This is a genomic window from Salibacterium lacus (genome assembly GCF_042684865.1).
Lineage (GTDB): Bacteria > Bacillota > Bacilli > Bacillales > Marinococcaceae > Salibacterium > Salibacterium lacus.
In genome coordinates, this window is record NZ_JBHUML010000002.1 from 577,209 (window position 1) to 603,034 (window position 25,826).

Below are 25,826 nucleotides of genomic sequence, written 5' to 3' on the forward strand. Positions count from 1 at the left end.
CAGGGAAAGAAGGTGAAGACTGTGCCGGAAGACAATAGAATCCAGTTGAACGTACGGGTGGAAAAAGATACGGCCGCAAAATTAGATGAGCTGACCGCGTACTATCAGAAACACACAAAGTACGGCAAAGTTTATAAAGGAGATGTAGTAACCGACATCATCGAAAAATCCTATGAAATGATGGAAAAACAGGTTTCCATGGAGAAGCGTTACAAATAACAGCGAATCTTAACACCTAAAAGAAACAGCGAAGGAGGGTCCTTATGTCCCGCTCATCTTTATCATCGGATCTGGTGCTGTCCTGTGGTTCTTTAACTGGTTGTCAGGGTACCGGAAAAATGTGATATCGTTCACCCTGAATCACCGTTATGATCAGTTGGAGGAATACGGGATGGTAGTGGAACGAGAGCTCACCAGAAGAGGATATGATGCGGTGTATGAAGGAAATAGATATTTTCTTATAGACGGCCGAAGCTATCTGCTCCAGGGCTGTACCCTGCCGATGGGTGGAGTTCCCATGCAGCGAACTGTTTTAAAACCAATGTAAGGAGCTGTATCAAAAGTCTACTACCAGCCAATAAATGTTTCGCTAACGTGCTGGGCATGCGCTACAGGCGGACGCTTTCCGCTCCTGCCCGTGATTATATTCTTTTTATCACAGACAGGGGCTGTACCTTTTGATACAGCCCCATTGCTGCTAATGAAGATAGCTCTGATATCGTTTATATGATATGGATGTTTCATTGTGCTGGATGACGATAACGGAAGGTTTTTGAATCCAGCTGTTGTTCCGGACCGTTGTTTGTGAACGTCTGTAGAGACGGCGGGTGTCAGCTCTGGTGACGACGTTGGTGATATAAGCACTCTGCTCACTGCCCGGTTGACGCAGCTCATTTAAGACCCGGATCATCCCGGCCGCTGTTGTTATCCCGATACCGTGCCCGAAAAACAAATCATTCATTAAAACGACAGCATTTTCGCCCTGCCACTGCGGAGAATCGGAATGAAAATCCGGATTGTTAAAATACACGACGTCGCCCGGGATGTAGAAATCCGTTTGTACGGACTGCAGCCCAAGATCTGTGTCCATATGCCAGCTGTACAAATAAAGATTCGGAAAAAGCCGGTTGAACGCCGTCTGTCCAATTGTCTGCAACGCAGCATAATAAAAAACGATGATCATGGCTGTCGCACATTCAAATCCATAGGCACCGCCGTTGCGGTAAATATCCTGAAGAGCTTCGGCAGGAGAAATGCCGTACCGCAGACGGAGACCACCGGCACTGGTCACATCCCAGTAATCCGGATCAGCATAAGTATCTGCGAACACCTCAAACGATGCCCCGCTCTCCTGTAAAGCTTCCGCTGCATCAATGGTATACCTGCGGTAACGAATGTCAAACCGTAATTCTTCAGGGGAGTTGTAAGAATGGGAGGCAGCATCCTGCTGAAGGTATTCGAGAATCTTTTGTTCTACTTCGTCCAACACCCATCCGGCAGGAGGGTGGAACGGCTCACCGGAAATAACAATCATTCCGTTCCCTCTTTTCTCTGACCCAATTACTACATTCTATGGAACACCATGACCCCGCATGCAGAAAAAGTTCCCGGCTGATTGCGGACTCCGTTCCTTTACTGCGGTGTAAATAAAGGCAGTTTTTCTAAAAAGGTAATGCCGGGCATGTCTGCTGCATTTCCTTCGGCCAGAATGGCTGCTTTCGTCTTCACGTCACCGCCTGCTTTCTCTACAAGGGTTTCAAGTGCCTCCAGCGATTCTCCGGTACTGATCACATCATCGACAAGAGCGATGCGTTTTCCCTGCAGCAGCGCGGCATCGTTTTCATCAAGCACAAGCTGCTGTTCTTTCTGGGTGGTGATCGAGGTGGCGGCGGTGATAAGCGGTTCATTCATATAGGGTTTCACACTTTTTCTTGCTACCACACAGCGGTTCATCCCAAGTTGCTTGGAAAGCTCATGAACAAAGGGGATACCTTTTGCTTCTGCTGTGACAAGCATATCCACTTCAGGAAGTTTTGAGGCCAGCAGCGGCGCGGCTGCTGTGATCATTTCCGTATCTCCCAACACGACAAAACTCGCGATACTCACCTCAGGCGAGACCTGAATGACAGGAAGTTCCCTCGTCAAACCGGCCACCCTCAACGTATACGCAGACATACAATCTCCTCCTTAAAAGCCGAATATTCCAATCAAAAACTCTATAATAATTCCTGCCAGCATACCGAGAAATGGATCTGTTATCGCAGTAACAACCATCGTCATGCCTCCGACAACACCGGTGCCGGCTCCTTCTCCGGCCAGCGCAGCTGCTGCATTGGAAGGCAGCGTGACAATAGCCCCGAGAACAAATAAAAAGCCCGAAATAGAGGCGCTGGGAACATATCGTCCAATTTTGGGAAGCCATCCGGCAAATAGAATAACAGCCATCAGTCCCATCATGAGAACCCCCGACCAAACAGCGTGAGGGGCACTTGCTGTTGCCGAAATAATCACTTCCACCGGAGCTCCCCCAAACAGAGAGGACGCCATGTCGGCAAGGCTGCTGATGATCGTAAGTGTATCAATATCAACGTCCATGCCAGCGATGTCCTGATTAATCCGTCCGAACGCGATATTGGCCCCAATATTCAGACAGACCATGGCCAGCGCCCCGCGGAGCACCATCGGACTGAAAATGATCTTCTGCATGGTAAATCCTTCATTGGGAAAAGTTTCTTCTTTGGCAGCACCTGCATTCCGTTTTTGAAAATACGACACTATACTGGCGAGAATGACAGAGACGGTAATCGTATACACTAAATCCTGAAGTGCCATGTATACCATCAGCGCACTGACAAATGAAACAGTACCTGCGAGGCGGTCGTTTTTTGCCATGTCCCAGGCCACTTTGGAAAGCATAATGCCGACCCCGGCCATCATTCCATTGGTAATTACCGGGCCGATCCAGTCGATCACCCATTCGAGCACGCCCAGCAGTCCAATGACAAGCAGAATGGCAGCTCCTATAAAAATCATGGACAGCCGTTCCCGCATACTGCGGCCCATTGTTCCTGCGACTGCAATCGACTCCGCCTGATAGGAAATGACCGCGGCATTGCCGGCTGCGGCACTTCCGGCAGCTCCAACGACAAATGCCAGAGCTGTCGGAACGGATGCAAATCCAAACGCAAGGGCGAGCAGACCCTGCGGAAGACCATTCAGCACGCCGCTGACTGCAGCCAGGATATCCTTGAAAATCTCAAGCATGTTAAATCTCCTTTCTCTCTAAATAATTGTTCGGTTTTCACGGAACATTTTCCGTAATATAAAAATAAAAGTACGTCATTTGATAAAATATCACACTTTAATTCCTTCGACAATATTCGGAGAAAGAAAAACGGAAGGATCCAAGAAGTAATTCTTGAAAAGTAAGGTTTCATTATATTATAATATATTCAATTAAAGATATTTTAATTTGAAATATTATTAAAGGTGATGGTACAAATGAGTCACCCCGAAAACAACATTGACGTTTCCTTGAAAACGATGGTTGTATTATCCAAAGCTTACCATTCCATAGAGAAGACCCTTGCGCAGGATATGAAAAACCATGGATTGAATCCCAATGCCTTTGCAGTGCTTGAGCTGCTGTATCATAAGGGGAGTCAGCCGATTCAACATATCGGCAAGCGTATCTTAATGACAAGCGGCAGTATGACGTATGTCATCGATAAACTTGAAAAGCAGGAGCTTCTCTCAAGAGAGCGCTGCCCAAACGACCGGCGGGTTATTTATGCCGTGATTACACAGGAAGGGAAAGCATTGATGGACCGCATTTTCCCAAAACATGCGGCACGCATCCAGGAATTGTTTTCTGCTTTATCCGATGAAGAAAAGGAACAGCTTATCCCGATGCTGAAAAAATTGGGAATGGCTGCGGAAGATCACTCTGTATAGGAGGTGATACATACTACACCGGTTGGAAGAAGATCATAAAGCATTCCATTGAGGAGGACACAAATAACTACCATGGGATTATTTGATATGTTTAAAACGAAAAGGAGCGATGAAACAATGACAGCAGTTAACATAGCCATCGTATATTACAGTTCCACAGGTACAAACTACCGGATGGCCAAATGGGCCGAAGAAGCTGCCAAAGAAGCCGGTGCCAACGTTTATCTTGCGCGTACAACAGAACTTGCACCGCAGGCAGCCATTGATTCCAATCCGGCATGGAAAGCCCATCTTGAAGAAACGAAAGACGTACCGGAAGCAAAACCGGAAGACCTCGACTGGGCGGACGCGATTCTTTTCAGCATGCCGACCCGCTTTGGAAACGTACCGGGACAAATGAAACAGTTTCTTGATCAGACCGGCGGGCTATGGGGAGAAGGAAAACTCGTTAATAAAGTCGTCAGCGGCATGAGTTCTGCCATGAACGACCACGGCGGACAGGAAGCTACCGTAAAAAGCCTGTACACAACGATGATGCATTGGGGTGCGATTATCGCAGCACCTGGGTACAGTGATCCGGTCACTTTCAGCACCGGCGGCAACCCGTACGGTACATCGGTAACGGTTGACGGCGAAGGCCAAATGAAACTGGACATCGAGCCTGCTGTGAAACACCAGACGAGAAGAACCATTCAGGTAGCATCCTGGGTGAAAAACGGTCAGGAGCAATAAACGTCTGAACCACCGAAGCACCGCTTTCCTGAGGGATGGCGGTGTTTTTTTATGCAGGTACAGCAGACGGTGTATCATTTATTAATTTTTGCTATAAGTTTATTTATAACTTTAAATAGAAGGAATTTCGGCAAAGCCCGAAAACCAACTTGACAGATAGGGATAATGGATATAGCATGAACACTAATCAAATGGCGGCTATCATAGTATTTCCCTTTCATATATACATAGTGAAAGAAAAACTGGGTTACCCATTAATCCTTTGTGAGGTGAATAATCATTGGATCTTCAAGTAAACAACAGCCCGTTCAACCAAGATCAAATCGATCTCTTAAACCGTCTGCTGCCAACTCTCACTGAACAGCAGAAAATCTGGCTCAGCGGTTATATCGCAGCTGCACCTTCCGCGCTGTCCACTGAAACAACCGCTGCGGCGCAGGCTCCGGCTGCCCAAGCGCCTCTGCAGGCCGAGCCGCAGGAGCCTGAGGTATCAAAAGAGGTGACTATTTTGTTTGGCTCCCAGACCGGCAACGGTCAGGGGATTGCCGAAGAACTTTCCGGAAAGCTGGAAGCCCGGGACTACAATGTTACCCTTTCTGCGATGGATCAATTTAAAACAAATGCACTGAAAAAAGTGGAGAACCTCTTTATCATTGTCAGCACACACGGAGAAGGAGATCCACCTGACAACGCCATTTCGTTTCATGAATTCCTACACGGCCGGAAAGCACCGAAACTGGAAAATGTCCATTATTCGGTTCTGGCGCTCGGCGACACATCGTATGAGCATTTCTGTCAGACCGGCAGGGAGTTTGATAAGCGTCTGGAGGAACTTGGCGGCGACCGGCTGTATGACCGGGTCGAGTGCGACGTCGATTTTGATGAAGATGCTGCGGAATGGGTCGAAGGTGTCGTTGAAACATTAAATAAGGAAGTGGAACAAAGTAAAACACAGGTTTCTCAAGCCGTCCCCCAACCGGTGGGCGCAGGTGCTCCGGCACCGGCTGAATCGAAGCCGGCCCATTCCAGAACCAATCCTTTTCAGGCCGAACTGCTTGAAAATATCAATCTGAGCGGCAGAGGATCCAATAAAGAAACGAGACATCTGGAACTGTCACTCGAAGATTCCGGTCTTGAATTTGCTCCCGGCGACAGCGTCGGGGTGTATCCGGAGAATGAACCGGAGCTCGTGGAAAAGCTCATGGATGAAATGAGCTGGGATCCGGATGAACTCGTTGTTGTCAACAAAAAAGGAGATACAAAAACGGTCCGGGAAGCTCTTACAGGTACGTATGAAATTACCGTCCTCACGAAACCGCTTCTTGAAAAAGCAGCACCGCTTTCAGATAATGAAAAGCTGCATGACCTGGTGAAAGAAGGAAACGAAGATGCATTGCGCGAGTATATTTACGGAAGGGATTTAATAGACCTTGGAAGGGACTTTATGCCTTGGAATGTGCCGGTCAGCGAGTTCCTCCCGATTCTCCGCAAAATTCCGCCGCGCCTTTATTCCATTGCAAGCAGCAGTGAGGCCAACCCGGAAGAAGTGCATTTAACGATTGGAACTGTTCGGTATGATGCCCACGGCCGCAGTCGGACAGGAGTCTGCTCCGGACAATGCGCAGAGAGGGCTGCAATTGGGGAAAAACTCCCTGTCTTCATCCAGAAAAATCCGAATTTCAAACTTCCGGAAGATACGGATACGCCGATTATTATGATTGGTCCGGGAACCGGAGCGGCACCGTTTCGAGCATTTCTTGAAGAGCGGGAGGAACAGGAAGCACAGGGGAAATCATGGTTCTTTTTTGGAGAACAGCATTTCTCGACGGATTTTCTGTACCAGGTGGAGTGGCAGCGCTGGCTGAAAGAAGGCGTATTGACAAAAATGGACGTAGCATTCTCCCGCGATATGGAGGAAAAAGTGTACGTGCAGCACCGCATGCTTGAAAAGAGCCGGGACTTCTATGCCTGGCTCATGGATGGCGCGATTGTGTACGTGTGTGGAGATGAAGAATATATGGCAAGTGACGTGCACGAGGCGATGAAAACCATTCTGCAGCAGGAAGGCAGTATGAGCGAAGAGGATGCAGACGCCTATCTGGAAGATCTGCAGCAGCAAAAACGCTATCAGCGTGATGTATATTAATCAGTGAGGGAAGGAGAACCACCATGGAAAACAAACAGACAACTCCGATCCAGCAGGGCCCGCCCAGTGACAATGAACGAATAAAACGGGAAAGTAATTACCTCCGCGGTACGATCGAAGAGTCTCTGGCCGATCCTCTCACGGCTGATATATCGGCTGATGACGCCCAGTTAACAAAGTTTCACGGCAGTTACATGCAGGATGACCGGGACCTTCGAAACGAAAGACGCAGACAAAAGCTTGAACCAGCCTACTCCTTTATGGTGAGAGTGCGGCTTCCAGGAGGGACGGCCACGCCGGATCAGTGGCTCACGATGGACCGTATTGCACATGACTACGGAAATGGTACGCTTCGGCTGACAACACGGCAAACCTTTCAGATGCACGGCATTCTGAAGTGGAACATGAAAAAGAACATGCAGGCCATGAATGACGCCATGCTCGATACGATTGCAGCCTGCGGCGACGTAAACCGCAATGTGATGGCTGCTCCTAATCCATATGAGTCCGATGTTCATGAAGAAGTACAGGAAGCTGCCAAAAACATCAGCGAACATCTTCTTCCGCAGACAAAAGCGTATCACGAAATCTGGCTCAATGAAGAAAAAGTGGTGGACAGCTCAGAAGAAACGGAGCCATTGTACAAAGACGTATACCTGCCGCGTAAATTTAAAATCGGCATTGCCGTGCCGCCGTCTAATGATATTGATGTATTTTCACAGGACATTGGTTTGATTGCCATTGTCGAAAATGGAGCCCTGCAGGGTTTTAATATCGCTGTCGGAGGCGGTCTTGGCATGACACACGGAGAAACAGACACCTACCCGCAGCTGGGACGGGTGATTGGATTCTGTCCGGCGGACCATATCGTGGAGGCATGTGAAAAACTGCTGACGATCCAGCGGGATTACGGCAACCGCTCCAACCGTAAAAATGCACGGTTTAAATATACGATCGATGCACGGGGGCTCGAATGGCTGCAAACGGAATTAACGGAGCGGCTCGGCTGGAGTCTGGAAGAGGAGCGTCCGTATCATTTTGATTCAAACGGGGACCGCTACGGCTGGATGAAAGGAAGCAACAACCGCTGGCACTTGACGCTCTTCATTGAAAACGGTCGTATTAAAGACACAGAAGAGTATCAGCTCATGACAGCCCTTCGGGAAATCGCCAAGGTTCATACCGGTGAATTCCGTCTCAGTCCCAACCAGAACCTTATCATCGGGAACGTGACGAGCCAGAAAAAGAAAAAAATTAATGAACTCGTCGAGCAGTACGGTCTATCCGACGGAGAGAGAGACTCAGCTCTGCGCCGAAACGCCATGGCATGTGTAGCATTCCCGACATGCGGGCTTGCAATGGCCGAATCCGAACGGTATCTCCCGTCCCTTCTTGAAAAACTGGAAGCGACGATGGATGAAGCCGGGATCAGGGATAATGAAATCACGATCCGCATGACCGGCTGTCCGAACGGCTGCGCCCGGTCCACCCTTGGAGAAATCGGCTTTATCGGGAAAGGTCCCGGCAAATACAATTTGTATCTCGGCGGCGGTTTTGCCGGGGAACGTCTGAATAAACTGTACCGGGAAAATATCGGCGAAGAAGAAATATTGAATATTCTCCAGCCGATGCTGCGTGAATATGCTACAGAACGCCAGGATGGCGAACCTTTCGGCGATTATGTCATCCGCGCAGCATACATTGACGCTGTGGAGGACGGACTTCAATTTCATGCTTCTTCCTGATTCGTTAATGGTTACAGGGTTCCAGATGGAGCCCTGTTTTTTTGTATAGCAGACATCGAAGCGGAAAACCTAATATCAAAAGGAGGTTGTGCATATGACAAGAGGACAGACAAGAAACAATCAGCATAAATCGAAGGCCAAATTATCCCAGACACCGCAGAAGGATATTAAGCAGGATGGCATAGATGTGGAATTCTCAGAAGAAACAGCGGATCTTGAAGACAAAGAATCCCAGCAGCGATCCCGTGCCGCAGATCAGCGTGCCCAACAACATGATCATTCTTAAGTCTGTTTTAAAAAGCAGCAGAAGCCGATCATGGCAATATAAGGTATGATAATCTCACGGTCCCCTGTTCAAACTACAGATGTGGGGACCAATTCTCCATGCTTCACTTCGAAGAAAAAGGGGAATAAAAGCATGTATAACTTTCGCTGGAATGTTCCTTTCATGCAGATGGGCCGCCGACGAGGCTTTATGGGATGGAACAATCGAAGAAACCGAAACTGGGGAAGATGGAGCATGTTCATGACATTGCTCGGTGCCGGCGCGGGGGCAGCCTGGTTCGGTCTGACCCGCCAGGAACAGGCCGATGGTGAAAAAACGGTACAGGAACGATTCACAGACATTCCCGACCGTACAGAAACAGCTTTTGCACGTGAATTCATGACAGATGAATCAGAGTAATAAGGGAAAAGGAACAGAGATCAGGAACAACTTCCTGATCTCTGTTTATTTACAATCATTTTATTATGTTAATTAAAATTGTGGCACGTAATCAAGGTATAAATGTGGAAACAAAAAACATAATAACAAAAAGGAAGGAGGAAGGAGAAATGAAGAATAGTGCCGTCGGGTGGGTTTTTTATATAACAATCGGTATTTTGGTTTTGGCGGTCATTCTGGGGGCGGCAGCACCTCATGTGCTTGAAGGTGTAACAGCATCGGCCCAGGCTTTTATATCGGAACGCTTCGGCTGGTATTATTTGATTGTTGTTTCTCTATTTGTCCTCGTATGTCTGTATATTATTGTAAGCCCCTATGGGAAGATAAAGCTTGGAAAACCAGACGATAAACCGGATTATAATATGGTTACGTGGTTTGCGATGTTATTCAGTGCAGGCATGGGGATCGGGCTTGTGTTCTGGGGAGCAGCGGAACCGATACACCACTATGCGGTGAATTCTCCTACAACCGATGTAAAAACGCCCGAAGCCATCAAAGAGGCGATGCGGTTTACTTTTTTCCACTGGGGCATTCATGCCTGGGCTATTTACGCGGTTATCGCGTTATGTCTTGCGTATTTTAAATTCAGGCGGGGTGCAAGCGGAACCGTGAGCTCTTCCTTAAATGTTTTGATGAATACAGACGGAGCACTTGGTAAAAGCATTGATATTATCGCTGTCACAGCAACGGTAACCGGTGTGGCTACGACACTTGGGTTCGGAGCCGTGCAGATCAATGGAGGCCTGTCGTTTATCACCGATCTTGGCATCGGGTTTTGGATTCAGTTTGCCATTATTGCGGTTGTCACTGTTTTGTTTCTGATCTCTGCCTCGACCGGACTGAACAAGGGAATACGCATATTAAGCAACACCAATATGGTTCTTGCCCTGCTGTTATTCGTCTTTATTCTGATTGTCGGGCCGACATTGTATATGCTGAACTTATTCACGAATACACTTGGAACATACATTCAAACCCTGCCGGCCATGAGTTTCCGCATTGCACCGTTTACAGAGAACGCAAGAGAATGGATCAACGACTGGACGATTTTTTACTGGGCATGGTGGATCGCCTGGTCCCCTTTTGTAGGTACATTTATTGCGCGGGTTTCAAAAGGCAGGACCCTGCGGCAGTTTACAGCCGGTGTGCTGTTGGTACCTCCTCTTGTCACCTTTTTGTGGTTTTCGGTATTTGGAGGTGCTTCGATTTTATTGGAATCAGAAGGCACAGCGGCCATCTCCGAATTGGCTGAAGAAGAAGCATTATTCGGGGTCTTCGAGCATTATCCTTATGGCATTGCAATGTCCATCCTGGCGATGGGATTGATCAGCGTCTTTTTTATCACATCAGCTGATTCGGCTACATTTGTACTCGGAATGCAGACTTCAAACGGAACCATGAATCCTGCCGTCAAAGTCAAATTCACATGGGGAATTATGTTATCCGCCACAGCTGTCATTCTGCTTTATTCCGGCGGGCTGCAGGCACTTGAAAATACAATGATTGTCGCTGCTTTCCCTTTTTCCATCATTATGATCATGATGGTGCTGTCGTTACTTAAGGCATTAAAAGAAGAAAAACCCGCACTGCAGGCCGAAAAAGAGAGAAAAAAGAGCAGAAGAAATAAAGAAAATAACGAATAAAAGAGAATCTTTTGTATTATAAGGTTCGTACATTTATCCTTTCCTTCTTCAAAGAACAGGGCTGAGGGTTGAAGGAAGAGAGGTGGAGAAATAAGATGGAAGATAAAAAATGGGACTTGATGGCACTGGCCTCCATTCCTTTCATGATGACGCTGGGAAATTCAATGTTCATCCCGGTTCTGCCGGTCATTGAGCGTGAAATCAATATCACTGCGTTTCAATCCAGTTTAATCATATCGGCATATTCTATTACAGCCATTCTCTGTATTCCGGTATCGGGGTACCTTTCGGATAAATGGGGCAGGAAAAAAATAATGGTTCCGAGTCTGCTGGTGGTTGCTGCAGGTGGGGCAGTATCGGCTTTTGCTGCCTGGCAGCTGGATAAGCCTTATCTCCTTATTCTGCTCGGGCGGATCGTGCAGGGAGTTGGTTCAGCCGGTGCATTCCCGGTCGTTTTACCTACTGTGGGTGATATATTCAAGGAGGAAGAGCAGGTAAGCCACGGACTGGGAATAATTGAAACAGCGAATACACTCGGAAAAGTATTAAGCCCTATCATCGGAGCACTGCTGGCTGTCCTGGTGTGGTATATGCCTTTTATGTCTGTGCCGGTGCTTTCCATGGTCTCGGTTCTACTCGTCTGGTTTCTGGTGAAAGTTCCCCAAACGAAGCAGAAAGAGGATAAACCTTTCTCCGTTTTTCTCACAGGTATTAAAAAAACCTTTCATTTTAACGGGCGCTGGCTGTATACTGTTTTTTTCATCGGCGGCATATTGATGTTCGTTTTATTTGGCGTGCTGTTTCATTTATCTTCTCTGTTGGAAGATCAATATTACATAAAAGGTGCTGTTAAAGGCTTGCTGCTGGCCGTTCCGCTTCTCTTTTTATGCTCGATTTCCTATTTAAGTGGAAAACTGATCGGGGAAAACAAACAAAAAATGAGAGGATTTATCCTAATCGGCGCTGCTCTTACGACCATTTCTTTGGTTTTTGTAAAGGAAGACATGAGCTTAATATGGCTTCTGGCTCTTTTATCTTCTGCCGGCATCGGGATTGGAATGGCTCTGCCCTGTCTTGATGCGCTTATTACTGAAGGGATTAAAAAAGAAGAAAGAGGCCTCGTAACTTCCTTTTACAGCAGCATGCGGTTTGTTGGAGTAGCTGCCGGCCCGCCGGTCACCGCCTTACTGATGAAGCATCAATCTGATGTCATTTATTTTGTTCTGGGCGCCGCTTCCTCCCTTATCATCGCTGCCGCTTTTGCCGGGATCAGACCATCAAAAAACTCATAATTTCCCTGACAGGCGAATGTACTAAATGCCTTCAGCCGGGAATTCGTTTTACAATTGGACCGCTTCTTTTCCTATCGGTTCTTAGGAACAGCAGAACGCATAATATGAGACTCGCTTCTTATTTTTTGCTTCTGTATCCAAATTCATGTTTATGAATAATGCAAAAGGGGGAGATGGGGTAGCGAAGGAGGTTGATGATATGAAAAAAATCATTGCTGCAGGTTGGACTATTTTATTATTATTCGTTTTTGTCCCGCAGGTGGAAGCACAGGAAGGTTTACTGCAGCAAGAGGAAGAAGGTCCTAAGGTGACGGAGCTGCAGCAGTCATTAGTTCATATGGGATATTTACATACCAATCCCACTGGTTATTACGGTCCCTTAACAAACAACGCGGTACAGGAGTTTCAAAGCGACTTTGGTCTGGCTGTCGACGGGAAAGCCGGGGAGAATACCCTGCAAAAATTAAATGAAGTAAATAAATTGGCCCGGGTCGTTCACGGGGAAGCCAGAGGTGAAACGTTTAAAGGTCAGGTGGCTGTGGCTGCTGTCATTCAAAACCGGATTCAATCCTCTGAATTTCCAGGAACAATAGAAGAAGTGATTAAAGAAAAAAACGCGTTCACGGCAGTGCAGGATGGCCAGTATAATTTAGCACCCGACCGCACCGCTTATCGTGCTGTGAAGGAAGCTTGGAACGGTTATGATCCATCTAAAGGGTCACATTACTATTACAACCCTGTCCTGGCTACGTCAGATTGGATTTGGACGCGGACCGCAAACCTGCAAATTGGAAAACATGTATTTGCTGATTGACACCGAGACACAGGAAAGAAAGGTAATACTTCTTTCCTGTGTCTTTTTTTCTTCATTTTACCAGGTTTGAATAAGTACTCCTGGATTTTTCATTCCTCATCGTTCACGGACTGCTCCATATTCTCGATATTTTCTCTACGATGTTCATTTTTCTCATTAATATTCTGTTTTTCCTCTTCACTCAACGCTTCTCCGTGTTCTTCCGCGAATTCTTCTGTTGTGTGCAGATTCTCTTCTGTCTCATTAATGTTCTTTTCCACTGTTTCTTTTCTTCCGGCAGTGCGTTTTGATTCAGCCATTTGTCTTTCCCTCCTTTTATCTTCACTCGTAGTATGTGAAAAAACAGAGAAGCTATATACCATGTAAAAAGAAAAAAGTAGTCGTACAAGCTTCCATTCCTAAATATACTCTAAATAAACACTGTATAGAGTAGGAGATGCTCCAATGAGTGTATTCTTTAGTTATATTTTATTAGGGATAACGCTGGCGGCTCCTATCGGCCCGGTAAATGCAGCTCAATTAGACAAAGGGATTAAAAGTGGGTTCTGGCATGCCTGGGTTGTTGGAGTAGGGGCTATGATTGCCGATGGATTGTACATGCTTTTCGTTTACCTGGGAGTTGTTCATTTTTTAGAAGTCCCGATGGTGAAAACATTTCTCTGGTTGTTTGGATTTTTTATTTTGGTGTATATCGGAGCAGAAAGCGTAAAAGGGGGGAGTGGGGCGCTCACGGTTACGACCCGCCGAAGCAGTCCACCCCTGATCCATTCTTTCAGCTCTGGTTTTTTTATGAGCTTATGCAACCCATTGTCCATCGTTTTCTGGATCGGAATTTACGGTTCCATTGTGGCAAAAACGTCAGCTCATCAAAGCATTGAACAACTTTGGCTGTACAGCGCTGCCATTTTTATCGGTGTATCCTTATGGGATGTCACGATGGCAGGGATGGCCAGCGGTTTTCGAAAATATTTGTCGGAACGTATGCTGGGTTTGATTTCAACCGCCTCAGGCATATGCTTGATTTTGTTCGGTATTTATTTTGGGTGGGAAGGAGTGAAAGCCTTGCTGGAATTTCGCCGTCATTAAAAAGGGGAAGGAGATTGACGGGCCCAGATTCTTTTCATGATTAGTACCACCACGGCAAGAATGATCAGAAACCCCAGGCTGACAAAAAAACCAGGACGGCTGGATTTATCCAGCAGCGTTCCGGTGACTGCGCAAAGGATGAGAGCAAGTCCGCCCAAACGCTGTACATGGCTGAACCCTTTTATAACAACCAAGCGGTTTGCATACAGTAGAATGAAAAACCAGTTGTATAGAAGCATCAACCCGGCGGCAGTGGTCATATATTCGTATATTTTTTCAGGCAGAAGTAGAGAGAAAAAAATGGATACAAGCATCCCGGCGACAGTCAATCCCAGGGCAGGCAGATGAAGATCTATCATATGCTGCCCCTTTTTTTGAAAGAAAGAAGGGGCATCACCATCCTCTGCAAGGGTGACAAGCATGCTCGTTACGGCAAACAGGGAGGCAGCCATAGTGGAGAAGCCGGCTATGATTAACGCTCCGTTAATCACATCTGCAACATACGGAAAATTATACTGATCCAGAGCAGTAACAAACGGGCTTTCATCAGCATGGAACGCGTTCGAAGAAGTTAAAAGCAGAGCCATTCCCAGTGATATGATATAAATCGAAGTAATAACTGCCAGCATAATTTTCCCTGATTTAGGAGCTTCCTTTTTATCGTTCAGCCGGACCGCCATCATACTCATAATTTCAATACCTCCAAAGGCGTAAAAGGCATAAATCAGAGAAGCCCAGAGACCTTTTTTGCCATGTGGGATAAATTGCTGCCCTGTTTGAGGAAAGAAAAGCGGGTTCTGACTGCTGTGAAATGAGCTGAATATGGCAATTGCAGCCACAACAATAAACATGAGAATCGCTGCAATTTTCACCACTCCAAAGATATTTTCGATCCGGTCAAATCCTTTCGCTCCCGTTAGGACGACAAGGATTCCAAGAAGAGAGTAACCCGCGGCAAATATCCATAATGGAACACCGGGAAACCAGTATCTCGAGAAAATAGATACAGCTGTCATTTGACTTCCCATGATCAGCATTTCAGCTCCCCAATACACCCATCCGGAACTGAATCCCGCCCAGCGCCCATAAGCTTTTCTTGCATATGTATGAAAGGCTCCTTTTTGCGGATCCTTTCTCATAAGTGCCGCCAGAAAATGATACACCGAATACGTGCCAAAACCAGCCAGCACAAAACTAATAAGGACAGCCTGTCCTGCCATGGATATAGCCAGACTTGCTCCTAGAAAATACCCTGTTCCGATCGTACAGCCGACACCAATCAGCGATAGTTGCCACCATGTCAGGCCGCTTTCTTCTTTGTTCTTCATTGTCATGTTTCCTCCTTCCCCGTCCACTGATATTAGTGTTGATGTTTTGTGATTCTTTATTCGATTTTGTTTGGAATAAGAAAAGCAGCACCATTTCATTGTTTTCACACATAAATTTGCTATTTTAGAGTCAATCTAGTAAAAGAACGACATTCATTTTTCATCTTGAAGCTGATGTAAAAGGTGGTTGTATGCTTTCTTTTATTGGATCCCTGCTATTTTTATTTTTTACAGCGATTCTGGTTGTCCGACTTATGGGAAAAACAGCGCTTGCCCAATTCACGCCTCATGATTTCACAGCTATATTTTTCATCATTGCCATGGCAATGAACCCAATTGATGCTGACAGCATAGGGAAAGCCCTTGTTGGTATTCTACTCATCATCACCCTTCATCTTTCTTTTGCGAGGTTGAGTTTATACAACCACCTTAACCGTTTTCTTATCGGAGAGCCTGCGATATTGATCAAGCACGGGAAGCTGGATCGTTCGAATCTAAAAAAAAGCCGATTTTCCCTTGCTGAACTGCTTTCGAGCGTACGAAGTCAGGGGTACAAAGATTTAACCACCATTCAATACGCCATTCTTGAGCCAAACGGCGCCATCAGCGTGCTCCCAAAAGAGAATGCGGCGCCGGTTACAAAACAGGACATACGTATGGAACCGGAGTACCAGGGATTCCCCGTAGCAGTGATTGTGGAAGGAGATATTCAGCATGAACATTTAAAAATGATTCATAAAGACGAAACATGGCTGAAACACGCGGTAAAAAAAGCAGGTTTTGGCAGTATCCGACACGTGTTTTTTGCCGTCGTTAAGGATCCGGAACATTCCTTAATTATAGATGATGGACACGGAGTGATCAGGAAGTATTAATCACGCTGAAATAAGAACCTCCATGCACTCTCCCTGGGCGTGCAGCATATGATATAGAGACTGCCGAAAAAGGGAGGGCTCAATATGTACTCTTATAGATATCCGCATGATTATGGATCCAATCCATATATCGTTAATATCAAAGAAGCAGCGATACAAAATCGAACATTCCGGACAGCACTGTGGACAGGAGATCATCTACAGGTGACGGTTATGAGTATCCCAGCTGGAAGCAGCATCGGTCTGGAAGTACATTCTGAAGTGGACCAGTTTTTAAGGATTGAAGACGGGGAAGGCCTTGTCCGGATGGGGAATTCAGCGGACAATATTTTTTTCCAGCGGAGAGTATTTGATGATGACGCTGTTATGGTACCAGCAGGTGTATGGCATAATTTGATCAATACAGGATATAAACCGTTAAAACTTTATACCATTTACGCGCCGCCTGAACATCCATTCGGAACCATTCATAACACGATAAACGATGCCGCTGCAGCTGAAAAAAATCATGACTGATACAAAAGACGGCAGGAATGTGGTATTTAATATCCGTTCCTGCCGTTCAACAAAATAAGTGTATAGGGAGGCAGGGGAATCGAAAGAACAAAGCACCTCTCTTCAGCATCTGTTTTTAGTTTACATAATATATATTATAGGAAGTTAAATAGAAAAAGTTTCTTTTGTATCAAAATATAAGATGACTTCAGTTTTTGAGACGAAACCAATTTTTCAGGATACGGATCAGGGTTTACATACTATTCTTCTGCTGCTAAGGTTTTTTTCAACCATTCGGCTCCAAATATTACGACCTTTTTAGTTTGTTCCCTGATGTCATGATGCCCAAAGGCGATATGCTGTCCACTTCTACAGGTATCTGGGAAAGATTGATATGTATTATGAGAATAATGATCTTCATCATACGTGTCTCCAATAAGCAGTTGAAAGAAAGTTGTCTCCTCCTCCCTTTTCTCTGTCCGATCTAAACCGAACAAAGTTCTTCAAGCGTTTCGTTTCCCCTTATCGTTCACACCAAATTGAAAGGACGACATAGATAATTCTTCCATCTTCTCCCCTTCTTCATAAACATTCATGATCTATCGTTGTTCACTGTCTGTCCGTTCTTTATGATAACGTTTTGCAGCAGAAGAACGAGGCAGACGTAACCTGCGGCAAAACACGGTGAGCACCGACGGACCGATAAATACCGCCCTCGCACGCCGGATTTCAAGCGTACAAGGGCGGTAAAGTAAACCGGTCTCCACAATACATTAGATAATATGCATGCCGGAATATACAATCCAGCAGAGCATGAGAAATGAGATGGTCCCTTCTCCGGTAATTGACCCTGTTTTCGTCGTAAGCGGGAAAGAAATTTTCTGCTTTACCGGATACAGAATATGGATGCCCTGCGGGGTCATCATATCAAGCAGCAGATGACTGACTGCACCGGTGGTGATCCCGTACTGAACAGCCATCCCCCAGTCATAAGGAATCAAACCTGCGCAGAAATAGAGAGCTGCCACAAATAGTATGCTGTGTGTAATCGTCCGGTGCCCGAATACTTTCTGTATCATTGTAGAGACCGGGCGGGTTCTTCTTCCAATCCATGAAAACGGCTGGCAGATATCGGGTAACAGCCCGCCGCCCGTAACAGCAGCCATATAAACAGCTGCTTCCGGTCCGGGAAAAGAAAGAGATCCGGCCCAGTATACCGCAGTTCCTGCGGCTAACGCGCCTATTGTGTGTGTACCTGCGTTCATGATGTCGTGTCCTTCCATTGTTGTATTGCGGTATTCTGCTTTTTAGTTACTTGATTCCTTATTCCCTTCGTTTGCTTTCTGCAGAGACTGATAATCAAGAGCCGGCCAGGCATCCGTAACAGTTCCGAGTTCTTTTGTGTCAATAACAAAGGAACCATTGCTGTACCGGTCACTTCGGCGCATGCTGCCTACGTCTTCAGTCTCCATAGCGCCGGTTTCCGTTAGAATCCGCAGTCCGTTTTCTTTTCCATCCAAAGGCTGCAGACTCGAAATGAAATGAGGGTTCTGTTTTAATTCACGAAGCATGACAAGTCCCCGTTTTGCCCGGCTCGAGGTATCAAATTCTTTCAGCGGCATTTTCTTCACAGCCCCGCGGTGTGTGACCACAACAGCTTCCAAAGGACCATCCGTTGATAGTGCAAAGCCGTTTACAACGGTATCGCCCGCTTTTAAGTCCATTCCTTTCACTCCCGCGGCACGCTGTCCGACCGGTGTCACTTCTTCTTCTGCAAAACGAAGGCCGTAACCAAAGTTTGAGGCTATGAATATTTCATTCGATCCATCTGTTATATCTACATTGATGAGTTTATCGTTTTCTTTCAGTTTCACGGCCACAAGCGCTCTGGAATAACGCTGTGCCTGATAGGCGGAAAGCACCGTCTTTTTCACCATTCCGTTTTTTGTGAAGAACATAAGATAATGTTCATCACTGAATTCCGAGACAGGAATGACCCTCACAAGGGAATCTTCCGCTTCAAGTGGAACAATGTTACCGATGTGCTGTCCGTTGTCTTTCCAGCGGATATCAGCAAGCTCATGAACCGGCATGTAAATGTACTGTCCTTTTTCCGTGAACAAAAGCAGCGTATCTGTCGTGTTCCGCTCTTCCACATACAAAAGGTCATCCGTTTCTTTCATGCCGGGGGGATCCTCGTTAGAGGCAGAATAGGACCGGTAGCTGGTTCGTTTGATATATCCTTCTTTTGTGGCGCTGACAATGACATTTTCTGCCGGAACCATGACTTCAAGGTCTATTTTGAGTTCTTCAATTTCCTCTTCAATGACGCTGCGCCGTTCATTGTTATATGTTTTTTTCACATAAGCGAGCTTGTCTTTAATGACTTTAAGCAGTTTCGACTCACTGGCTAAAATGCCCCGCAGTTTGTCGATCTGTTCTGCCAGGTCTTCCGCCTCTTTTTCCAGAGTCGTGATATCTGTGTTTGTCAGCCTGTAAAGCTGCAGGGTGACAATCGCTTCGGCCTGTTCTTCGGTAAAATCAAAAGACGCTGTCAGGTTGGTTTTGGCATCCCGTTTATCATTGGATCCTCTTATAATCTCAATAACCTGATCGAGAACGGAAATCGCTTTTTTCAACCCTTCTACAATATGCTGGCGTCGTTCCGCCTTGTCGAGTTCATATTGGGAACGGTTGGTGACGACCTCTTTCTGATGGGAAATATAGGCCTGCAGCAGTTGTTTCAAGCCGAGAAGCTGCGGTGTTTTATTATGGATGGCCACCATGTTGAAGTTGTAGGACACCTGCAGATCGGTGTTTTTATATAAGTAATTCAACACGCCCTGCGGATCTGCGTCCTTCTTTAGCTCAATCACGATACGAAGACCGGTCCGGTCCGTATCATCCCGGACTTCCGCAATCCCTTCCACTTTCTTGTCAAAACGAATTTCATCCATCCGCTTCACCAGGTTGGATTTCACGACTTCATACGGAAGTTCGGTTACAGCAATCTGCTTTCTTCCGCCTTTCAGCGTTTCAATCTCGGTTTTCGAGCGTACGACCACTTTTCCTCTGCCTGTTTCATACGCTTTTTTGATACCGTCGGTTCCCTGAATAATACCGCCTGTCGGGAAATCCGGTCCTTTCATAACCGTCATCAGATCATCCACTGTACAGGCAGGGTTATTGATTTCCATCAGCGCCGCGTCGATGACTTCCCCGAGCTGATGCGGCGGGATATCCGTCGCATATCCCGATGATATCCCTGTAGATCCATTTACAAGCAGGTTCGGATACATCGCAGGAAGAACAACCGGCTCCTCTATCGAATCATCAAAGTTTGGAATGTATTCCACCGTGTTTTTTTCGATGTCCTGCAGCATTTCCACTGATATCGAGGAAAGCCTTGCTTCCGTATAACGCATAGCCGCCGGCGGATCTCCGTCAATGGAACCATTGTTGCCGTGCATTTCAACAAGTGGATGACGTCCCTTCCACTCCTGGCTCATCCGCACCATCGCTTCATACACAGAGGAATCGCCGTGCGGATGATAATTCCCGATGACGTTTCCGACTGTTTTCGCTGCTTTCCGGAACGGTTTATCAGCGGTATTGCCGTCCTGCAGCATCGCATAAAGAATACGACGCTGCACCGGCTTCAGTCCGTCTCTTGCATCAGGAAGCGCCCGCTCCTGAATAATGTATTTACTATAGCGGCCGAAGCGGTCGCCGAGTACTTCTTCCAGTGGTAAATCCAGGTGTTTTTCTGCCTCGGTCACGATTTACTCCTCCTCCGTCACATGAAGGTTCTCATTTTCCAAGATATTTTCGTTCTCCTGCATGCCGAATTCAACATGGGATTCAATCCATTTACGCCTTGGTTCCACTTTGTCGCCCATGAGCGTCGTAACACGTTTATCGGCACGTGCAAGATCATCCACCGTCACCCGGACGAGCGTTCTCGTTTCCGGATTCATCGTTGTCTCCCAGAGCTGGGTGGCATCCATTTCCCCGAGCCCTTTATAGCGCTGAATGGCATAGCCTTTGCCGACATTTGATATGGCTTCGGCCAGCCCTTCTTCGTCCCATGCGTATTCCATTTTCTCTTTCGCTCCACTGCCTTTGCTGACCTTATATAACGGCGGCAGGGCAATAAATACTTTGCCGGCTTCGACAAGCGGCCGCATGTAACGGTAGAAAAAGGTAAGAAGCAGCACCTGGATGTGCGCCCCGTCCGTATCAGCATCGGTCATGATTACAACTTTATCATAATTACTGTCTTCCAGGGAGAAATCCGTGCCTACACCGGATCCGAGCGCATAAATGATCGTCCGGATTTCTTCGTTTTTCATAATGTCATCAAGCTTTGCTTTCTCTGTGTTGATGACTTTCCCGCGTAGCGGAAGAACCGCCTGAAACTTCCGGTCCCTTCCCTGTTTGGCTGATCCTCCGGCAGAATCCCCTTCGACGAGATAAAGCTCATTGTTCTCGGTGTTTCTGGACTGGGCCGGTGTCAACTTGCCGCTCAGCAGTTCTTTTTTGCGGCTTTTTTTGCCGCTTCGGGCTTCTTCTCTTGCTTTACGCGCAGCCTCTCTCGCCTGGGCGGCTTTCAATGCTTTTTTGATCAGCATCGCACTGGTCGTGGGATTTTCTTCAAAGAAATACGTCAGTTTTTCCGAAAAAATCTGATCTACGGCGGATCTTGCTTCGGGCGTGCCGAGTTTACTTTTCGTCTGTCCTTCGAATTGAAGCTTTGCCTCCGGAACGCGGATCGCAATAACTGCCGTAAATCCTTCTCTGATATCCGAGCCATCCAGGTTTTTATCTTTCTCTTTCAGGAAGTTCATTTTTCTCGCATATTCATTAAACGCCCTCGTGAGAGCTGTTTTTGCGCCGGATTCATGGGTTCCGCCGTCTTTGGTACGTACGTTGTTTACAAAAGACAATATGTTGTCTGTGTAGGCATCGTTAAACTGAAAAGAAAGTTCGAGCTCGATTTCCTGGCTGACTCCTTCAAAATACACGACGGGATGGAGCACTTCCTTGTCTTCATTCAAATATTCAGTAAATGCCTTAATTCCCGTCTCATAGACAAATGTCTCCGATACCGGTTCGGCTTCCCGTTCATCGGTTAAACGGATGGAAACACCGTTAAGCAGAAATGCAGCCTCACGCAGGCGCTCGGCAAGCATCTCATACTGATAGGAAGTGGTGGTGAAAATCGAGCGGTCCGGCTTAAAACGAATCGAAGTTCCGCTCTTTTTCGTGGTCCCTTCTTCTTTCAAAGGACTTACCGGTTTCCCGCCGTCTGCAAATTCCTGCCGGTACACACCACCGTCTTTGTGAATAACGACGGTGAGCCATTCTGAAAGGGCGTTAACAACAGAAGCTCCCACACCGTGAAGACCTCCGCTTGTGACGTATCCGCCCTGTCCGAACTTGCCGCCTGCGTGAAGAACGGTGAAGATGACTTCCGGCGTAGATCTGCCGGTCCGGTGCATTCCGGTTGGAATACCTCTGCCGTAATCGGTAATGGAAACACTGTGATCGGCATGAAGGGTGACATCTATCACGTTTCCGAAGCCTGCCAGCGCTTCATCCACGGAATTATCAAGGATTTCAAATACCAGGTGGTGCAGACCGCGGCTGTCGGTACTCCCGATATACATCCCCGGTCTTTTACGGACCGCTTCCAGTCCTTCAAGAACCTGTATCGCATCATCATTATAATCAAAGGTCTGTGTCAATGACATGTTCCCCTTTCTCTTGCAAGCAAACCTGTATTCTACACTATAACACATAAATCCAGAACATACGTTTTATTTTTTATAATCTGAAAACAAAACCCGGCAGAAAATATCATCTATCCAACGGACTGTTGTTCTTTTTCCGCTGTGCAATGAGAAACGCTCATCTGCAAAAAGGATGAGCGTTTGTCTATCCTCAAGATAACCGCGCAAGTTCAATCTTGATACACTTATCCATAATGACCGTCATCCCGGCCTGCTCAGCAATCCTTGCAGCTTCCCCGCTCACCAGATCCAGCTGGGTCCAGAACACATCCGGAACTACCGGCATCGCAGCAGCTTCTGCCGCAACTTCCGGGAGGTGTTCTATGCGCCGGAACACATTGACGATATCAACGTGTTCCTCAATATCACCAAGCCGGGCAGCTGCCTTTTCTCCGAGCATCTCGCGGGCGTTGGGATTGACGGGTATAATGCGGTATCCCGCCTCCTGTGCCGCCTTACTGACCTGCCAGGAGGTCCGGGAGGGTTTATCGGAAAGGCCGACAACCGCAATCGTCGTACTTCTCTTCAATACAGCAGCTGTTTTGTCTTCGGAAGGATTCTGAAACGTAACCACTTCACATCTTCTCCTTTTCTATAGATTAGTCAAAAAATCCATTATCCGTCAAGTAGTCTCTTGCAACAATGCTTGGATCTGCGTCATTATAATCGACCTTATAATTCATCTGCTGCATTTCTTCATTCGTGATTTCACCTGAGAGCTGGTTTAAAACAGCCTCGATTTCAGGGTGCGATTCCAGTGTGTTCTGTTTCATGAGCGGAGCACCCTGGTAGGGTGGAAACAGATTTTTGTCGTCTTCCAGCACCCGGAGATTATATTCCACGATATCGGCACTGGTGAAATAGGCGTCAATGAAATCCACTTCTCCTTCCTCCACCGCACGGGCTCGCAGTCCTGCGTCCATCGTCTCCACATTCTCAAACTTTAATCCGTACACATCCTGAATGCCGGGATACCCATCCTGGCGGTCGGCAAACTCAAACGTAAATCCGGCCGTTAATTCATCGGTGTACGGCTCCATGTCGGAAATCGTTTCAATCCCGAGGTCCCGGGCCTGCTGTTCTCTCATGGCCAGAGCATAGGTATTATTAAACTGCATCGGTTCCAGATACGCCATATTGTACTCTTCTGCCATGCCTTGGGCCGCCTCTTGGTATACTTCTTCCTCCGTACTACCTGAAGAAGGGGATTCATCCAGCAGAGCGGCCATAGCCGTGCCGGTGAATTCAGGATATATATCAATCTCATCCACCTGCAGCGCATTAAAAGCAGCATCAGTGCTCCCAAAACCGGACTGCACCTTCACATTCATATCTGTCTCATTTTCAATCAAGTGATGGTACATGTTGGCGATAATTTCCGGTTCCGCCCCCAATTTACCTCCTATAACAAGATCAGGCTTTTGATTGAAGGAAAAAAGCGGCGCAGCCACCACAAGAAGAGCAGCGCCGAGCACAGCAGCAACCGGTGTTAACGCTTTTCCCTGAGACGTTTTTTCCGTCACACGTAGTATAAAATCAAAAAACAGGGCAAGCAGCGCAGCCGGAACAGCTCCCAGCAGAATATAGGCATTATCCGCCCGGTCGATTCCGGTCATGATGAAATCACCGAGTCCGCCCGCACTGATAAGCGCGGCCAGGGTCGCGGTTCCCACAATAAGTACCATGGATGTCCGGATCCCTGCCATAATAACCGGTATTGCCATCGGAAGCTCTACTTTGCGCAGGCGTCGAAGCGAAGACATCCCCATGCCGGTAGCGGCTTCTTTAATCGCCGGGTCGACTTCGCTGATGCCGGTGTACGTGTTACGCAGAATAGGAAGGAGTGCATAAGCTGTAAGAGCAACAACAGCCGGAAATGTACCGATTTTATTGAGAATAAGAATCATAAACCCGAGCAGGGCCAGACTTGGAATCGTCTGCAGCACTGCTGCTGCTCCAATAACCGGCTCTGCCGCTTTCTTTTTTCTCGAAAGATAAATCCCAAGTGGAACCGATATGAAAACAGCGCACAGCAGCGCCAGAAGTGACATATGTATGTGCTCCCAGAGCAGTGTCCAGAACATATTCTGCCGGTCCTGAAAAAGATCCAGCATTTCCTGGAGAATTCCCATCTATACGGACTCCTTTCCTGATTCAATATGAAACTGCTGCATGTAGCGGACAATATCCTTATAGCTCAGCACACCGATCAGTTTTCCATTTTCAATCACCGGCAGCGCATCGACATCGGTCTTCTCGAAGTACTCTATCGCTTTTTTCAACACCGTCTCCGGGGACACTGTGATGGAGTGATCTTCTATTTTTCCTTCTCTGCTGCGTCCGAGAAATTGGTGATCGCTGTCGAAAATATAAAGCGGAGCCGGATATAGAGGAATGTTCGGAAGATCGGACACATTGGCGCTGTGTTCGCTCTCTGGATTCATCATCTTTTTGACAGGTGCGTCCCACTCATTGGTCCGGTCTCCAATGAAATCCTGAACAAAGTCATTGGCGGGATGATGAGTGAGTTCATGCGGCGTGCCGGTCTGGATGATCCGGCCCGTTTCCATCAGGCAGATACGGTCCCCGATGGCAAGAGCCTCATCCATATCGTGAGTGACAAAAACGATTGTTTTTTGAATCCGCGACTGCAATTCCTTCACGTCTTTTTGCAGCTGTTCTCTTGTGATGGGATCGAGCGCGCTGAATGGCTCGTCCATAATCAGAATATCAGGGTCCGCCGCAAGCGCCCGGACGACCCCGACACGCTGCTGCTGTCCGCCGGATAGTTCTTTTGGCATCCGGCGCCTGTACACAGATGGATCAAGCTCCACCATGTTCATCAGCTCATCCACCCGCTCGGAAATCTGATTTTTGCTCCATTTACGCATTTCCGGTACCACAGCGATATTTTCTTCAATCGTCATCGTCGGAAATAACGCAATCTGCTGCAGCACATACCCAATATTCCAGCGCAGTTCCTGGAGGTTCCAATCCTTTAACTCGACTCCCTCGATGTGGAGTGTACCCGATGACGGTTCTATCAGTCGGTTGATCATTTTCAGGGTCGTTGTTTTCCCGCATCCACTGGGGCCAATCAAAACAAACAGCTCCCCCTTTTTTATTTCAGCCGTGAAATCATCAACAGCTTTTGTTCCATCCGGAAAAGATTTTGTAATGTTTTCAAATGTAATCATCGT

General features: G+C 47.1%; 25 protein-coding genes. 14 read left to right on the top strand and 11 right to left on the bottom strand.

The genetic code is table 11. The annotated features are described in order from the left end of the window. The first annotated feature begins 12 nt into the window (after positions 1-12). Together ACFSUB_RS03690 and ACFSUB_RS03695 are read left to right on the top strand one after the other, a co-directional pair. Complete coding sequence (locus ACFSUB_RS03690) at positions 13-219, top strand: hypothetical protein (RefSeq protein ID WP_380711832.1); 207 nt, start codon at positions 13-15, stop codon at positions 217-219. Positions 220-391: 172 nt separating this feature from the next. Continuing rightward, on the top strand, positions 392-547 hold the full coding sequence (locus ACFSUB_RS03695; protein ID WP_380711833.1) for a hypothetical protein: 156 nt from the start codon (positions 392-394) through the stop codon (positions 545-547). A gap of 150 nt (positions 548-697) precedes the next feature. Here the strand turns inward: ACFSUB_RS03695 and ACFSUB_RS03700 are convergent, their stop codons facing one another. The 3 genes from ACFSUB_RS03700 to ACFSUB_RS03710 all read right to left on the bottom strand — a co-directional run bounded on the left by ACFSUB_RS03700 (position 698) and on the right by ACFSUB_RS03710 (position 3,264). Continuing rightward, complete coding sequence (locus ACFSUB_RS03700; RefSeq protein WP_380711834.1) at positions 698-1,534, bottom strand: protein-glutamine gamma-glutamyltransferase; 837 nt, start codon at positions 1,532-1,534, stop codon at positions 698-700. 98 nt (positions 1,535-1,632) lie between these two features. Then, positions 1,633-2,175, bottom strand: coding sequence for a phosphoribosyltransferase family protein (locus tag ACFSUB_RS03705; protein WP_380711835.1), 543 nt, complete (start codon positions 2,173-2,175; stop codon positions 1,633-1,635). A 12-nt stretch (positions 2,176-2,187) separates the two neighbouring features. Next, complete coding sequence (locus ACFSUB_RS03710; protein WP_380711836.1) at positions 2,188-3,264, bottom strand: NCS2 family permease; 1,077 nt, start codon at positions 3,262-3,264, stop codon at positions 2,188-2,190. Positions 3,265-3,501: 237 nt separating this feature from the next. Here ACFSUB_RS03710 and ACFSUB_RS03715 point away from each other — a divergent pair, with 237 nt between their 5' ends. The 9 genes from ACFSUB_RS03715 to ACFSUB_RS03755 all read left to right on the top strand — a co-directional run bounded on the left by ACFSUB_RS03715 (position 3,502) and on the right by ACFSUB_RS03755 (position 13,050). Then, the gene (locus ACFSUB_RS03715) at positions 3,502-3,954 is read left to right on the top strand and encodes a MarR family winged helix-turn-helix transcriptional regulator (RefSeq protein WP_380711837.1); all 453 of its coding nucleotides are present in this window, start codon (positions 3,502-3,504) and stop codon (positions 3,952-3,954) included. A gap of 117 nt (positions 3,955-4,071) precedes the next feature. Further along, positions 4,072-4,686 carry an NAD(P)H:quinone oxidoreductase gene (gene wrbA, locus ACFSUB_RS03720; protein WP_380711838.1) on the top strand — a complete coding sequence of 205 codons (615 nt, stop codon included), beginning with the start codon at positions 4,072-4,074 and terminating at the stop codon, positions 4,684-4,686. Positions 4,687-4,966: 280 nt separating this feature from the next. Further along, on the top strand, positions 4,967-6,832 hold the full coding sequence (locus tag ACFSUB_RS03725) for an assimilatory sulfite reductase (NADPH) flavoprotein subunit (protein ID WP_380711839.1): 1,866 nt from the start codon (positions 4,967-4,969) through the stop codon (positions 6,830-6,832). 23 nt (positions 6,833-6,855) lie between these two features. Then, positions 6,856-8,577: an assimilatory sulfite reductase (NADPH) hemoprotein subunit gene (gene cysI / locus ACFSUB_RS03730; RefSeq protein WP_380711840.1), complete on the top strand. Its 1,722-nt coding sequence runs from the start codon at positions 6,856-6,858 to the stop codon at positions 8,575-8,577. A 94-nt stretch (positions 8,578-8,671) separates the two neighbouring features. Beyond that, entirely contained in the window at positions 8,672-8,863 is a 192-nt protein-coding gene (locus ACFSUB_RS03735) for a YfhD family protein (RefSeq protein WP_380711842.1), read from the top strand. 132 nt (positions 8,864-8,995) lie between these two features. Then, entirely contained in the window at positions 8,996-9,262 is a 267-nt protein-coding gene (locus ACFSUB_RS03740; RefSeq protein ID WP_380711843.1) for a hypothetical protein, read from the top strand. A 149-nt stretch (positions 9,263-9,411) separates the two neighbouring features. After that, positions 9,412-10,944 (top strand): BCCT family transporter, encoded by a 1,533-nt coding sequence (locus tag ACFSUB_RS03745; protein ID WP_380711844.1) that lies wholly within the window; start codon positions 9,412-9,414, stop codon positions 10,942-10,944. A gap of 95 nt (positions 10,945-11,039) precedes the next feature. Then, positions 11,040-12,236: an MFS transporter gene (locus ACFSUB_RS03750; RefSeq protein WP_380711845.1), complete on the top strand. Its 1,197-nt coding sequence runs from the start codon at positions 11,040-11,042 to the stop codon at positions 12,234-12,236. Positions 12,237-12,435: 199 nt separating this feature from the next. Beyond that, complete coding sequence (locus tag ACFSUB_RS03755; RefSeq protein WP_380711846.1) at positions 12,436-13,050, top strand: cell wall hydrolase; 615 nt, start codon at positions 12,436-12,438, stop codon at positions 13,048-13,050. 89 nt (positions 13,051-13,139) lie between these two features. Here the strand turns inward: ACFSUB_RS03755 and ACFSUB_RS03760 are convergent, their stop codons facing one another. Continuing rightward, a complete protein-coding gene (locus ACFSUB_RS03760; RefSeq protein ID WP_380711847.1) occupies positions 13,140-13,349 on the bottom strand; it encodes a small acid-soluble spore protein Tlp in 210 nt (69 codons plus the stop codon). 145 nt (positions 13,350-13,494) lie between these two features. Between ACFSUB_RS03760 and ACFSUB_RS03765 the strand changes: the two genes are divergently transcribed. Next, positions 13,495-14,136 (top strand): LysE family transporter, encoded by a 642-nt coding sequence (locus ACFSUB_RS03765; protein WP_380711848.1) that lies wholly within the window; start codon positions 13,495-13,497, stop codon positions 14,134-14,136. On the opposite strand, the gene ACFSUB_RS03770 is transcribed toward ACFSUB_RS03765, so the two are convergent. Beyond that, the gene (locus tag ACFSUB_RS03770) at positions 14,133-15,470 is read right to left on the bottom strand and encodes an amino acid permease (protein ID WP_380711849.1); all 1,338 of its coding nucleotides are present in this window, start codon (positions 15,468-15,470) and stop codon (positions 14,133-14,135) included. The two genes, ACFSUB_RS03765 and ACFSUB_RS03770, sit on opposite strands and share 4 nt — an antisense overlap. A gap of 185 nt (positions 15,471-15,655) precedes the next feature. Between ACFSUB_RS03770 and ACFSUB_RS03775 the strand changes: the two genes are divergently transcribed. Further along, entirely contained in the window at positions 15,656-16,339 is a 684-nt protein-coding gene (locus ACFSUB_RS03775) for a DUF421 domain-containing protein (protein WP_380711850.1), read from the top strand. Positions 16,340-16,423: 84 nt separating this feature from the next. Then, positions 16,424-16,855: a cupin domain-containing protein gene (locus ACFSUB_RS03780; RefSeq protein ID WP_380711851.1), complete on the top strand. Its 432-nt coding sequence runs from the start codon at positions 16,424-16,426 to the stop codon at positions 16,853-16,855. A gap of 752 nt (positions 16,856-17,607) precedes the next feature. On the opposite strand, the gene ACFSUB_RS03785 is transcribed toward ACFSUB_RS03780, so the two are convergent. The 6 genes from ACFSUB_RS03785 to ACFSUB_RS03810 all read right to left on the bottom strand — a co-directional run bounded on the left by ACFSUB_RS03785 (position 17,608) and on the right by ACFSUB_RS03810 (position 25,823). Further along, entirely contained in the window at positions 17,608-18,099 is a 492-nt protein-coding gene (locus tag ACFSUB_RS03785; protein ID WP_380711852.1) for a metal-dependent hydrolase, read from the bottom strand. A 42-nt stretch (positions 18,100-18,141) separates the two neighbouring features. Then, on the bottom strand, positions 18,142-20,613 hold the full coding sequence (gene parC, locus ACFSUB_RS03790) for a DNA topoisomerase IV subunit A (protein WP_380711853.1): 2,472 nt from the start codon (positions 20,611-20,613) through the stop codon (positions 18,142-18,144). A 3-nt stretch (positions 20,614-20,616) separates the two neighbouring features. Then, entirely contained in the window at positions 20,617-22,581 is a 1,965-nt protein-coding gene (gene parE / locus ACFSUB_RS03795) for a DNA topoisomerase IV subunit B (RefSeq protein ID WP_380711854.1), read from the bottom strand. Positions 22,582-22,777: 196 nt separating this feature from the next. After that, positions 22,778-23,200, bottom strand: a complete 423-nt coding sequence (locus ACFSUB_RS03800; RefSeq protein WP_380711855.1) for a CoA-binding protein — start codon at positions 23,198-23,200, stop codon at positions 22,778-22,780. A 25-nt stretch (positions 23,201-23,225) separates the two neighbouring features. Further along, the gene (locus tag ACFSUB_RS03805; RefSeq protein ID WP_380711856.1) at positions 23,226-24,758 is read right to left on the bottom strand and encodes an ABC transporter permease/substrate-binding protein; all 1,533 of its coding nucleotides are present in this window, start codon (positions 24,756-24,758) and stop codon (positions 23,226-23,228) included. Beyond that, positions 24,759-25,823, bottom strand: a complete 1,065-nt coding sequence (locus tag ACFSUB_RS03810; RefSeq protein ID WP_380711857.1) for an ABC transporter ATP-binding protein — start codon at positions 25,821-25,823, stop codon at positions 24,759-24,761. Positions 25,824-25,826: the final 3 nt, after the last annotated feature.

Excerpts from the sequence above, each read along its gene's own strand:
- ACFSUB_RS03695 (WP_380711833.1), top strand. The coding sequence starts at position 392 with ATGGTAGTGGAACGAGAGCTCACCAGAAGAGGATATGATGCGGTGTAT.
- ACFSUB_RS03700 (WP_380711834.1), bottom strand. The coding sequence starts at position 1,534 with ATGATTGTTATTTCCGGTGAGCCGTTCCACCCTCCTGCCGGATGGGTG.
- ACFSUB_RS03705 (WP_380711835.1), bottom strand. The coding sequence starts at position 2,175 with ATGTCTGCGTATACGTTGAGGGTGGCCGGTTTGACGAGGGAACTTCCT.
- ACFSUB_RS03710 (WP_380711836.1), bottom strand. The coding sequence starts at position 3,264 with ATGCTTGAGATTTTCAAGGATATCCTGGCTGCAGTCAGCGGCGTGCTG.
- ACFSUB_RS03715 (WP_380711837.1), top strand. The coding sequence starts at position 3,502 with ATGAGTCACCCCGAAAACAACATTGACGTTTCCTTGAAAACGATGGTT.
- wrbA (WP_380711838.1), top strand. The coding sequence starts at position 4,072 with ATGACAGCAGTTAACATAGCCATCGTATATTACAGTTCCACAGGTACA.
- cysI (WP_380711840.1), top strand. The coding sequence starts at position 6,856 with ATGGAAAACAAACAGACAACTCCGATCCAGCAGGGCCCGCCCAGTGAC.
- ACFSUB_RS03735 (WP_380711842.1), top strand. The coding sequence starts at position 8,672 with ATGACAAGAGGACAGACAAGAAACAATCAGCATAAATCGAAGGCCAAA.
- ACFSUB_RS03740 (WP_380711843.1), top strand. The coding sequence starts at position 8,996 with ATGTATAACTTTCGCTGGAATGTTCCTTTCATGCAGATGGGCCGCCGA.
- ACFSUB_RS03745 (WP_380711844.1), top strand. The coding sequence starts at position 9,412 with ATGAAGAATAGTGCCGTCGGGTGGGTTTTTTATATAACAATCGGTATT.
- ACFSUB_RS03750 (WP_380711845.1), top strand. The coding sequence starts at position 11,040 with ATGGAAGATAAAAAATGGGACTTGATGGCACTGGCCTCCATTCCTTTC.
- ACFSUB_RS03755 (WP_380711846.1), top strand. The coding sequence starts at position 12,436 with ATGAAAAAAATCATTGCTGCAGGTTGGACTATTTTATTATTATTCGTT.
- ACFSUB_RS03760 (WP_380711847.1), bottom strand. The coding sequence starts at position 13,349 with ATGGCTGAATCAAAACGCACTGCCGGAAGAAAAGAAACAGTGGAAAAG.
- ACFSUB_RS03765 (WP_380711848.1), top strand. The coding sequence starts at position 13,495 with ATGAGTGTATTCTTTAGTTATATTTTATTAGGGATAACGCTGGCGGCT.
- ACFSUB_RS03770 (WP_380711849.1), bottom strand. The coding sequence starts at position 15,470 with ATGACAATGAAGAACAAAGAAGAAAGCGGCCTGACATGGTGGCAACTA.
- ACFSUB_RS03775 (WP_380711850.1), top strand. The coding sequence starts at position 15,656 with ATGCTTTCTTTTATTGGATCCCTGCTATTTTTATTTTTTACAGCGATT.
- ACFSUB_RS03780 (WP_380711851.1), top strand. The coding sequence starts at position 16,424 with ATGTACTCTTATAGATATCCGCATGATTATGGATCCAATCCATATATC.
- ACFSUB_RS03785 (WP_380711852.1), bottom strand. The coding sequence starts at position 18,099 with ATGAACGCAGGTACACACACAATAGGCGCGTTAGCCGCAGGAACTGCG.
- ACFSUB_RS03805 (WP_380711856.1), bottom strand. The coding sequence starts at position 24,758 with ATGGGAATTCTCCAGGAAATGCTGGATCTTTTTCAGGACCGGCAGAAT.
- ACFSUB_RS03810 (WP_380711857.1), bottom strand. The coding sequence starts at position 25,823 with ATGATTACATTTGAAAACATTACAAAATCTTTTCCGGATGGAACAAAA.